The sequence below is a fragment of the Muricoccus roseus genome, assembly GCF_900141905.1.
GTDB classification, from domain to species: domain Bacteria; phylum Pseudomonadota; class Alphaproteobacteria; order Acetobacterales; family Acetobacteraceae; genus Roseomonas; species Roseomonas rosea.
In genome coordinates, this window is the sequence record NZ_FQZF01000010.1 from 164356 (window position 1) to 175626 (window position 11271).

9 protein-coding genes and 1 rRNA gene are annotated in these 11271 nt (G+C 70.1%); 9 read left to right on the forward strand and 1 reads right to left on the reverse strand.

What is annotated here, in order from left to right:
• The first annotated feature begins 4 nt into the window (after positions 1–4).
• The 3 genes from BUB97_RS10555 (at position 5) to BUB97_RS10565 (ending at position 3394) form a co-directional block, all read left to right on the forward strand.
• Positions 5–817 (forward strand): ABC transporter permease, encoded by an 813-nt coding sequence (locus BUB97_RS10555; protein WP_073134447.1) that lies wholly within the window; start codon positions 5–7, stop codon positions 815–817.
• Positions 814–2439 carry an ABC transporter ATP-binding protein gene (locus BUB97_RS10560; protein WP_073134450.1) on the forward strand — a complete coding sequence of 542 codons (1626 nt, stop codon included), beginning with the start codon at positions 814–816 and terminating at the stop codon, positions 2437–2439. Before BUB97_RS10555 ends, BUB97_RS10560 begins: the two co-directional genes overlap by 4 nt.
• Before the next feature lie 76 nt (positions 2440–2515).
• Positions 2516–3394, forward strand: coding sequence for a GntR family transcriptional regulator (locus BUB97_RS10565; RefSeq protein WP_073134453.1), 879 nt, complete (start codon positions 2516–2518; stop codon positions 3392–3394).
• A 31-nt stretch (positions 3395–3425) separates the two neighbouring features.
• Here the strand turns inward: BUB97_RS10565 and BUB97_RS10570 are convergent, their stop codons facing one another.
• Positions 3426–4478, reverse strand: a complete 1053-nt coding sequence (locus BUB97_RS10570; protein WP_073134455.1) for a LacI family DNA-binding transcriptional regulator — start codon at positions 4476–4478, stop codon at positions 3426–3428.
• Positions 4479–4587: 109 nt separating this feature from the next.
• On the opposite strand from BUB97_RS10570, the gene BUB97_RS10575 reads away from it, so the two are divergent.
• The 6 genes from BUB97_RS10575 to BUB97_RS10600 form a co-directional block, all read left to right on the forward strand.
• A complete protein-coding gene (locus BUB97_RS10575) occupies positions 4588–5604 on the forward strand; it encodes a TRAP transporter substrate-binding protein (RefSeq protein WP_073134457.1) in 1017 nt (338 codons plus the stop codon).
• Between the two features lie 32 nt (positions 5605–5636).
• Complete coding sequence (locus tag BUB97_RS10580; RefSeq protein WP_073134459.1) at positions 5637–7517, forward strand: TRAP transporter large permease; 1881 nt, start codon at positions 5637–5639, stop codon at positions 7515–7517.
• A gap of 46 nt (positions 7518–7563) precedes the next feature.
• Positions 7564–8103, forward strand: a complete 540-nt coding sequence (locus BUB97_RS10585) for a VOC family protein (RefSeq protein ID WP_073134461.1) — start codon at positions 7564–7566, stop codon at positions 8101–8103.
• A 2-nt stretch (positions 8104–8105) separates the two neighbouring features.
• Entirely contained in the window at positions 8106–9374 is a 1269-nt protein-coding gene (locus tag BUB97_RS10590) for a ribulose-bisphosphate carboxylase large subunit family protein (RefSeq protein ID WP_175562608.1), read from the forward strand.
• Entirely contained in the window at positions 9371–10645 is a 1275-nt protein-coding gene (locus tag BUB97_RS27240) for a four-carbon acid sugar kinase family protein (protein ID WP_073134467.1), read from the forward strand. Before BUB97_RS10590 ends, BUB97_RS27240 begins: the two co-directional genes overlap by 4 nt.
• A 421-nt stretch (positions 10646–11066) precedes the next feature.
• A 16S ribosomal RNA gene (locus tag BUB97_RS10600) occupies positions 11067–11271 on the forward strand; the annotation flags it as partial.

Consider the following 11271-nt stretch of genomic DNA (forward strand, 5'->3'; position numbering starts at 1 on the left):
GAGCATGCGCCTGCGGCTGAATGCCCTGATCGGCGGAACCCTGATGGCGCTGGTAGTCGGCACTGCCGTGACCTCTGCCTTCTGGACGCCCCAGAACCCCCTGCGCATCGCCATGCGGGCCCGCCTCAACGCCCCTTCCGCCGCCCATTGGCTCGGCACCGACGAGGTGGGGCGCGATGTGGTGAGCCGGCTGATGGCCGGGGCCGGCACCTCCTGCCTCGTCGCCGCGCTGACCGTCCTGGCGGCGGTGGTGCTGGGCAGCCTCATCGGGCTGGTGGCCGGTTTCGCGCGCGGCTGGGTGGACCGCGTGCTGATGCTGGTGAACGACGCGCTGCTCGCCTTCCCCGGTATCCTGCTCGCCCTCGGCCTGCTGGCCGTGATGGGGCCGAGCCAATGGGGCATCGTGACGGCGCTGGGCCTCGCCTATACGCCGACCGTCGCGCGCATCGTGCGCGGCGCGGTGCTGTCGATCCGCGAGAGGGAGTTCGTCGAGGCCTCCCGCTCCATCGGCAATTCCGATGCCTACACCATGTGGCGCCACGTCCTGCCGGGCACCGTCTCGCCGCTCATCGTGCTGGCCACCAGCCTGTTCGGCTGGGCCATCCTGGCGGAAAGCGCGCTGAGCTTCCTCGGCCTCGGCGTGCCGCCGCCCGCGCCCACTTGGGGCAACATGCTCTCCGCCGCCCGGCCCTATCTCGAGACCGCCGTCTGGCTCAGCCTCGCGCCCGGTGCCTGCATCGCCCTCACCCTTCTCGGCGTGAACCTGCTGGGCGATGCGCTGCGCGACCACCTGGACCCCCGGAGCAGCCCGCAATGAGCCTGGCCCTGGAAAGCGCCATCGCCGTGCCGGTGCCAGGTGCCGCGCCGCTTCTCTCGGTGGAGGGGCTGCGGGTGGAGTCGGGCGGCATTCCCGTGGTGCAGGATGTCTCCTTCCGCATCGCCGCCGGCGAGATGTTAGCGCTGGTTGGTGAATCCGGCAGCGGCAAGACCGCGACGGGCCGGGCCATCCTCGGCCTGCTGCCGCCCGGCCTCACCTGCGCGGCGGGTGCCATCCGCCTCGGGGAGGAGGATCTCGCCCGCGTGGCCCCGGCGCGGCTGAGGGAACTGCGCGGCGGCGCGATCGGCATGGTCTTCCAGGAGCCGATGGTCTCCCTCAACCCCGCCATGACCATCGGCGCCCAGCTGGGCGAGGCGCTGGCCCTGCACAGCCGCCTGAGCCCCGAGGCGCAGCGTGCGGCCTGCCTCGCCATGCTCCGCCGCGTGCAGATCGCCGATCCCGAGGGCTGCCTGCGCGCCTATCCGCATGAGTTCTCCGGGGGGATGCGCCAGCGGATCATGCTGGCGGCGGTGATGCTCCCCCGGCCCCGCCTGCTGATCGCGGACGAACCGACCACCGCCCTCGACAACCTCGCCCAGGCCGAGGTGCTGGACCTGATGGTGGAGCTGGCGCGGGAGAACGGCACGGCGGTGCTGCTCGTCACCCATAATCTCGGCCTCGTCTCCCGCTACGCCGACCGGGCGCTGGTGATGCAGCGCGGCCGGGTGGTGGAGGAGGGGCCCGCGCGGCGCCTGCTTTCCGCCCCTCGGGAGGACTATACCCGCCTCCTCGTCTCGGCCATGCCGCAGCGCCTCCCGCGCCCGCCCCGCCTCCCCTCGGAGGTACTGCTGGAGGCGCGTGGCCTGACCGTGGACTACCCCGGCCGCGCCCGGCTCTTCCGGCGCCTGCCGGGCAAGCGGGCCGTGAAGGGCGTGGACCTCGCTATCCAGCGCGGCGAGACGGTGGCGCTGGTGGGCGGCAGCGGGTCGGGCAAGACCACGCTGGGCCGCGCCATGCTGCGCCTCGTCCAGCCCAGCGGCGGCCAGCTCCTCTTCCGCGGGCGGGACGTGACCACCGGATCGGGCGAGGCCGTCCGGGATTTCCGCCTGGCCTGCCAGATCGTCTTCCAGGATCCCTATTCCTCCCTCGACCCCCGCCAGCGCGTCGGGGAGATCGTGGCGGAGCCGCTGCGCCATGAGCCCGGCCTGACCGCCGCGGCACGCGCCGCGCGTGTGGCCGAGACCTTCGAGGCGGTGGGCCTGCCCGGCATGGACCGGCGCTTCCCCCACCAGCTCTCCGGCGGGCAGCGGCAGCGCGTGGCCATTGCCCGCGCCATCGTGCGCCGGCCCGCCCTGGTGGTGGCCGACGAGCCCGTCAGCGCGCTCGACATGACGGTGCAGAAGCAGATCCTCACCCTCATCCGCTCGCTGCAGGCCGAGCGGGGCTTCGCCTGCCTCTTCATCTCCCACGACCTCGGGGCGGTGGCGGAGGTGGCGGACCGGGTGCTGGTGATGCAGGACGGCGCGATCGTGGAGCAGGGGCCGCGCGACGCCATCTTCGACGCGCCCCAGCACCCCTATACCCGCGCCCTGCTGGACGCGACGCCCCGGCTGATGGGCTGAGCGGCATGGCCTGCCGCGGCTTCCCAAGGCAGCCACGGCTCCCTATGGGCCGCCCGATGCCCGGACCTGCCCTGCCGTGACGGACCAGACCATCACCCCGCTCCGGCGCAACCTGGCCCGCGACATCCTGGACCTGCTGCGCGAGCGCGGGGCGGAGCCGGGGGAGCGCCTCAGCCGCCCCGCCCTGGCCGAGGCGCTGGGCGTGTCCCGCACCCCCGTGAACGGCGCCATCGCGCTGCTGGAGGAGCTCGGGGCGGTCCGCAGCGAGGGGCGGTCGGTCCGGCTGCGGACGCTCGATCTCGACCCCGAGGCCTTGCCCGCCGGCGAGGAGGAGACAGGCGTCGCCCGCCTGCTCGTCGCCATCGCGCGCGGCCGCGCGGACGGGACGGTGGCGGATGAGGTATCGGAGCGCCAACTGGCCCAGCAATTCGGCACGGGCCGAGGCGTGGTGGCCCAGGCCCTGGCCCAGCTGGCCGAGGCCGGGGTGGTCAGCCGGAACCGGGGCCATGGCTGGCGCTTCACCGCTGGCTTCGCCTCGGCCGAGGAACGCGCCGCCTCCTACCGCTTCCGCCTGTTGATCGAGCCCGCGGCCCTGCTGGAACCCGGCTTCTCCCTTCCGGCGGGGTTCGCCACCCAGATGCGCCGGGAGCACCAGCGCTTCCTGGACCGCCCCTGGCGGGACGACGATGCGGTGGGCTTCTTCCGCATCAATGCGGAGTTCCATGCGGGGCTCGCCGAGGCCTCGGGCAACCGCTTCATCGCGGCGGCCGTGGTGCAGCAGAACCGGCTGCGCACCCTGGCCAACTACTCCTGGCGCCTGGGTCCGGAGCGCGTGGCAGTCTCGGTGCGCGAGCACCTGGCCATCCTGGACACATTGCAGGCGGGCGACCGCGAGCGCGCCGCCTTGCAGATGCGCCTGCACCTGGCCGATGCGCTGGCGCTGCGGCGCCCCTGAGGGCTGCTCTCCGGAAGCGCCAAAGGCGCCCTCAGGGCAGGTTCTCTCGTAGAATGATCTCGCCCACGGGCCGCCCCACGCCGCTCATCGCCTCCCGTCCCGCGCGGAGGTTGTCGAAGATCGCGGCGCAGTCCATCAGGATCGTGCGCGGGTTCTGGGTGATGACGGCATCCATCGTGCCGTCGATAAGCAGGGCCCGCGTGTCGGGGGTCAGGCCGTGGCCGATGAACACGGTCTCCTGCTCTCGCCTTGCCTCGCGCAGGGCCCGCGCAATCCCCGCGGCACCGCCGCCGATGTTGTAGATGCCGGCGAGATCGGGGTGGCGACCCAGCAGCATCTTGGCCTGGCGGTAGTTCTTCGCCTCGTCGTCATGCCCCTCGCGCAGCCCGACCACCTCGACCTCGGGGAACATCTCGGTGAAGAGGTGCAGGAATCCCATCTCCCGCTCCTCATGCGCGCGATAGCTGAGGCTGCCCGCGATCATCGCCACCTTGGCCGGGCGCCGCCCGATGAAGCGGGCCATCAGATAGCCCGCGGTGCGGCCGGTGGAGCGGTTGTCCAGCCCCACATAGGCGGCGCGCCGCGCATTCCCGATGTCCGAGATGAGGGTCGCGCTCGGCTTTCCGGCCTCGGCCAGGGCATTCACCGCCTCCCGCACCGCCGGGTGCTCCAGCGCCATGAAGGCGACGCCATCCGCATCCCGCCCGGCCTCCCGCAGCGCCTTCGCCAGGAGCTCCGGGTTGAAGCTGCGGATGAACTCCGCATGGGCGGTCATGCCGAAGCCATCGAAGCGCGCGCGCATTTCGCCGACAAGCTGGCCAAGCCGCGTGAGGAAGCGGTTCGATCCTTCCGGCAGAAGGAAGGCCAGGCGCAGCGGCCGCCGCGCACGGGATTCGTAAGGGTCGGTGTCGAGGATGTAGCCCAGCGCGGCCGCGGCCCGGACCACACGCTCCACGGTCACGGGCCGGACGCCGGCGCGGCCATGCAGCACCCGGTCCACGGTTGCCGTGGAGACGCCGGCCGCGCGGGCGACATCGGGCACCCTGGTCCGGGGCGGCCGGCCGCCCTTGGGTGAAGAATCCATCAGATTCCATCAGGAAATGGGTTTGACGCTCCCGAAACCGGCCTTCTACCGTGCCGCCACCTCGGAATGCATCATTTCACATCAAGAAGCTGAGGGGAGGGAAGAGTCCATGTCGCCCACCACGCGTCGTACCGTGCTCCGCGCCGCTGCCGCCCTGCCGGCCGCGGGCCTGCTTGCCGCACCCCGCTTCGCCCGCGCGGCGGAGTTCGAGTGGAAATACGGCCACAACCTTCCCGTCACCCATCCCCTGCATATCCGCGCGCAGGAGGCGGTGGAGCGCATCGCGCGCGAGACGAATGGCCGGGTCGAGATCAAGATCTTCCCGAACAACCAGCTCGGCGGCGATACCGACATGCTCTCTCAGGTGAGGAGCGGGGGCATCACCTTCTTCACCCCGTCCGCCCTGGTGATCGCCACGCTGGTGCCGGTGGCCTCCATCAATGCCGTCGGCTTCGCCTTCGCCGACTACGCCCAGGTCTGGAAGGCGATGGATGGCGGGCTCGGGGCGCATGTGCGCCAGGCCATCTCGCGCGTGAACCTCTTCGCCTTCGAGAAGATGTGGGACAACGGCTTTCGCCAGATGACCACTAGCGGCCGCGCCATCACCGAGGCGGCCGGGATGGACGGGCTGAAGATCCGCGTTCCCGTCAGCCCACTTTCCATTTCCATGTTCCGCGGCCTCGGCGCCTCCCCGGCCAGCCTGCAGTTCAGCGAGGTCTATTCCGCGCTGCAGACCAAGGTGGTGGATGCGCAGGAGAACCCGCTGCCCATCATCCAGGTGGCCAAGCTCTACGAGGTGCAGAAGAGCTGCGCGCTGAGCAATCATATTTGGGACGGCTACTGGTTCATTGCCAATGGTCGCGCCTGGCGCGGCCTGCCGGCCGAGCTGCAGCGCGTGGTCTCCATCGCCATCAACGAGGCGGGGCTGAAGCAGCGCGATGACATCGCGGGGCTGAATGCCACCGTCCAGGCGGATCTCCAGTCCAAGGGCCTCGCCTTCAACGGGACCAACCCCGAGAGCTTCCGGGCCCGGCTGCGGGATTCGGGCTTCTACGGCGAGTGGAAGACCCGCTTCGGCGAGGAGGCCTGGGGGCAGCTCGAAGCCGCCGTCGGCCGGCTGGCCTGACCGCCCTGCACCCCGCCGAGGAGCCGCGCAGCATGGCCGGACACGCCACCGCCCTGGATGCCCCCGCCACGCTGCCCCAGGGTGGATTGGCGCGGCTCGCCTTCGGCTTCGACCGCCTTCTCGGCGGTTTCGTGGAGGCGCTGGCCGCCGCGCTGGTGCTGGCGGAGATCATCATCCTCGGCGCGGGCGTCACCGCCCGCTATGTCTTCCACGCGCCCATCATCTGGTCGGACGAGCTGGCCTCCATCCTCTTCCTCTGGCTCTCGATGCTGGGGGCCGTGGTGGCACTGCGGCGGGGCGAGCACATGCGGATGACAGGGCTCGTGACCCGCGTCGGCCCGCAGCTCCGCGCGGTGCTCGAGGCGCTGGCGCTCACGGCCTCGCTCGCCTTCATCCTTCTCGTCCTGCACCACGCGCTGGAATATGCGGAGGAAGAGGCCTTCATCGTCACCCCCGCGCTGGAGATCGCCAATTCCTGGCGCGCCGCCGCGCTGCCGGTGGGCTTCGCGCTGATGGTGCCTGTCGCGCTCGTGCGGTTGCTCCGGCTAGGGCAGCCGATGGCGGTGGCGGTCGCGGCCCTGCTCACCGCTGGCACCGTAATCGGGTTCTGGCTGCTCGGCCCCACCCTGAAGCCGCTGGGCCAGGCGAACCTTCTGATCTTCTTCGTGGGCCTCGTCGCGGTGAACGTCTTTGCCGGCGTGCCCATCGCCTTCTCCTTCGCCCTCGCCACCTTCGGCTATCTCGCCTGCACCACCTCCACGCCGCTGCTGGTGGTGGTGGGGCGGCTGGACGAGGGGATGTCGCACCTCATTCTCCTGGCCGTGCCGCTCTTCGTCTTCCTGGGCGCGCTGATCGAGATGACCGGCATGGCCCGCGCCATGATCCAGTTCCTGGCCAGCCTGCTCGGCCATGTGCGCGGCGGCCTCTCCTATGTGCTCATCGGGGCAATGTATCTCGTCTCCGGTATCTCCGGCTCCAAGATCGCGGATATGGCGGCCATCGCGCCGGTGCTTTTCCCTGAGATGCGGAAACGTGGCGCTAAGCCCGGCGACCTCGTGGCGCTGCTTTCCGCCACGGGTGCGCAGACCGAGACGATCCCGCCCAGCATCGTGCTGATCACCATCGGTTCCGTCACGGGCGTCTCCATCGCGGCGCTGTTCACGGGCGGGATGCTCCCCGCGGTCGTGCTCGGCCTGTGCCTGTGCGTCGTCGTCTGGTGGCGCTACCGGCGGGAGGACCTGAGCCATGTGACGCGGTACTCCGCGGGGCAGATCTTCCGCTTCGCCCTTGTGGCGCTGCCGGCGATCGCGCTGCCCTTCATCATCCGCGCCGCGGTGGTGGAGGGCGTGGCGACAGCCACCGAGGTGTCCACCATCGGCATCGGCTATTCCGTGCTGATGGGGCTGCTGGTCTACCGCCAGTTCGACTGGCGCCGCATCGGCCCGATGCTGGCCGACACGGCCTCGCTGACCGGGGCCATCATCTTCATCGTCGGCTGCGCCACCGCCATGGCCTGGGGGCTGACCCAGTCCGGCTTCTCGCAGGACCTGGCGCGGCTGATGGCGGCCATCCCCGGCGGCGCCTGGGGCTTCCTCGCGATCTCCATCCTCGCCTTTATCATCCTGGGCAGCGTGCTGGAGGGTATCCCTGCCATCGTGCTCTTCGGCCCGCTGCTTTTCCCGCTGGCCAAGAGCGCGGGGGTGCATGAGGTGCACTACGCGATGGTGGTGATCTTCGCGATGGGCATCGGGCTTTTCGCCCCGCCCTTCGGCGTTGGCTATTACGGCGCCTGCGCGACCAGCAAGGTCAATCCGGACGAAGGCCTCCGCTACATCTGGGGCTACATGGCCGCGCTGCTCGTCGGGCTCGTCATCGTCGCCGCCGTACCCTGGTTCTCGATCGGCTTTCTCTGAAGCCGCTCCCTTTTCCCGCCTCCCTTCTCCAAGCAGGACACACCCGATGAGCCGCTTCCTCGGCCAGATCCGTCAGGCCGGCTACGTCGTGCCCGATATCGAGGCCGCCATGGACTACTGGAGCCGCGTCCTCGGCGTTGGCCCCTTCTTCTACAATCCCCGTGTTCCCATCCGGAACTACCGCTACAGGGGCGAAAGCTACGAGCCGCACAACTCCGTGGCGCTGGCCAATTCCGGGCCGCTGCAGGTGGAGCTGATCCAGTGCCGGAACGCGGTGCCCTCCATGTACAGGGACTTCACCGACGCCGGGCATAGCGGGCTGCAGCACGTGGCCTACTGGACCAGCGACTACGACGCCGACCTGGAGCGGCTTCAGGCCCAGGGCTTCAAGCCCGTGATGAGCGGCGAGGTGGGGGAGCGGGGCCGCTTCGTCTATTTCGACACGCATTACCACCCGGGCACGGTGATCGAGCTTTCCGAGGTCGCGGGCCCCAAGGGCGAGATGTTCCGCCTGATCCGCGAGGCGTCCGAGAACTGGGACGGCAAGGACCCTGTCCGCCCCTTCCCCGACCTGTCGAAGCTCTGACCATGCGCGCCGAACGCTTCCGGGCCACCTATCTGATCGAGACGCCGCTCGACCCTGCCAAGGTGGCCGAGGTGATGGCGGGCGAGCAGTCCTGCGGCACCTTCACGCGGGTGGAGGGTGAGACCGACGCCCTGCGCGAACGTGCCCGGGCGAATGTGCTGGCGGTGGAAAGGCTGGAGGAGGTGGACCACCCCTCCCTGCCGAATGCATGGCTCGCCCGGCGCGGGATCGGCGGGCCCTGGAAACGGGCGCGCATCACGCTGGACTTCCCGGTGGCGAATGTCGGGACCAACCTGCCGACCCTTGCCTCGATCGTGGCCGGAAACCTCTTCGACCTCGGGGAGGTCACCGGGCTGCGGCTGGAGTCCATCGAGCTGCCCCCCCTTTACCGCCGCCGCTTCCCCCTGCCGGCCCAGGGGCTGGCGGGCACGCGGCGCCTGACCGGCGTGACGGAGGGGGTGCTGGTCGGCTCCATCATCAAGCCGAATGTCGGCCTCACCCCGGAGGAGACTGCCTCTCTGGTCGCGCGTCTCTGTGAGGCCGGGCTCGACTTCATCAAGGACGACGAGATCTCGGCCGACCCGGACCATGCGCCGCTTGCCCAGCGCATCCCGGCCGTGATGGCCGCCGTGCGGCGGCATGAGGACCGGACGGGCAAGCATGTGATGGTCGCCTTCAACATCACCGACGAGACCGACGCCATGCGGCGCCATGCGGACCTCGTCGCGCGGGAAGGCGGCAGTTGCGTGATGGCTAGCCTCAACTGGTGCGGCTTCTCCGCGATCGAGACGCTCCGCCGCGGCACGGATCTCGCGCTGCATGGCCACCGGAACGGCTACGGCGCCTTTTCCCGCCATGCCCTGCTCGGCATCGGCTTCCAGGCCTATCAGCTGCTCTGGCGCCTCGCCGGGGTGGACCACATGCATGTGCACGGGGTGCAGGGCAAATTCGCCCAGGCCGATGAGGAGGTCATCTCCTCCGCCCAGGACTGCGTGACCCGCCTCGCGGGCGAGGTGGACGACCGGGTGATGCCGGCCTTCTCCTCGGGGCAATGGGCCGGCACGGCCCCGGCCACCTTCGCGGCCATCGGCCATACCGACCTGCTCTTCATGGCGGGCGGCGGCGTCATGGCCCATCCCGGCGGGCCGGCCGCCGGGGTTGCCAGCATCCGCGAGGCCTGGGAGGCCACGGCGCGGGGCGAGGCGCTCGAACAGGCGGCGCTGGACCGCCCCGCCCTGCGCCAGGCGCTGGAGACCTTCGGCACCCGATGAGCAGCCCTCCCTACGGCTGGTATGGCGACGACTTCACCGGCGCCACCGACACGCTGGCTGAGCTGGCACGGCGGGGCATGCGCGCCATGCTCTTCCTCTCCCTGCCCGAGCCGGCGCGGCTGAACCGGGCGGGGCCGCTGGACGCCATCGGCATCGCTGGCGCGTCCCGGACCATGGCGCCCGCGGAGATGACGGCCGAGCTGGAACCCGTCGGCCGGTTCATGCGCGACGCGGGCATCCGCCTGCTGCACTATAAATGCTGCTCCACCTTCGACAGCGCCCCGGAGATGGGGAGCATCGGCGCCGCCGTGGGGGCGCTCCGGCCCTTCTTCGTCAATCCTTTCCGCCCCATCGTGGGCGGCCAGCCCAATCTCGGCCGCTACTGTCTCTTCGGGAACATCTTCGCCGCGGCAGGGACGGGGGGAGCGGTGCATCGGCTCGATCGCCATCCCACCATGCGCTGCCATCCGGTCACGCCCATGGCCGAGGCCGACCTGCGTCTCCACCTTGCCGCCCAGGGCCTCTCCGTGAACGGAGTTCCCTATCCGGCCTACGACCTCGGCGAGGCATCGCTGGATGAGACGTTGGACATGCTCCTCGCGGCCGTGCCGGATGCCGTGCTGCTCGATCTCAGCCGCGAGGCCGATCTTCCCGTCATCGGCCGGCTCCTGCGGAGCCGTGCCGCCCAGGCGCCTCTCCTGGCGGTCGGGCCCAGCGGCGTGGCCCAGGCTTGGTGCGCGGACCGGGACGGGCAGGGGGAAGCCCGAGCCATCCGGCAGGAAGGGGGCCCCGTGCTCGTCCTGGCCGGCAGCCTGTCCCCTGTCACCCGGCGCCAGGTGGCCGAGGCCACGGCCTACCGCCACCTCATCGCCGACCCGGCGCGCCTGGCTGGGGACGGCACCTATGCCCAGGGGCTCGTCTCGGAGACCTGCCGCCTGCTGGATGGGGGCGAGGACGTGCTGATCGCGACCGAGGCGCCAGCGGGCGCCGCCCTGGCCAGCGGAGCGGTGGCGCGGGCCACCGCCCGCCTGCTGGGCCAGGTGATGCGCCGACGGCCGGTGCGACGCCTGGGAATCGCCGGCGGGGACACATCCAGCCTTGGTGCGCGGGCCCTCGACCTCTGGGGGCTCTCCTACCGGGGGGCCATCGCGCCCGGCGTGACCCTCTGCCAGGGCCACAGCGACGACCCGGCGCTGGACGGCCTGGAAATCATGCTGAAGGGCGGTCAGATGGGCGGGCCGGACCTCCTGGCGCGGTTCAGAGCTTCCTGACAGGCCTGGATCGCGCGGCAGAGCGGACCCATATCCCTCCTGTCCAGCGATGCCCTCCGGGGATTTTCACGAGCGCCTCAAAAAGGCGCTTGCATCCGCGGAACCCAGGAGCTACATCGCCGCTCCCGCATGGGACCTTACGGCTCTCCGCCAACAACCACCAAGTACTCTGAAGTATTTGGCTTGACGGATTAGGAAGAGACGGAGTAAACATGCTGGACTCGGAGCCGATGAGGCTCCGAGTTGTTCTCTGACAATTGCATCTGTCTTTTGGAAGATGATGATCTTTCATGGGGGCGAGGTTTCACATGCCGTGAGGTATGTGTGGCTGAGTGTTCATGGGGAGATGTCGAGAATGGTGAGCGGAGCTTTGGTCGATGAGCATTGGCTTAGCTGAGCTTTAGGGCTTGGTTGGGTTGATGAACTTGAGAGTTTGATCCTGGCTCAGAGCGAACGCTGGCGGCATGCTTAACACATGCAAGTCGCACGGGCAGCAATGTCAGTGGCGGACGGGTGAGTAACGCGTAGGAACATGTCCATGAGGTGGGGGACAACCCTGGGAAACTGGGGCTAATACCGCATATCGGCTGAGGCCGAAAGCCTTCGGGCGCCTTTGGAGTGGCCTG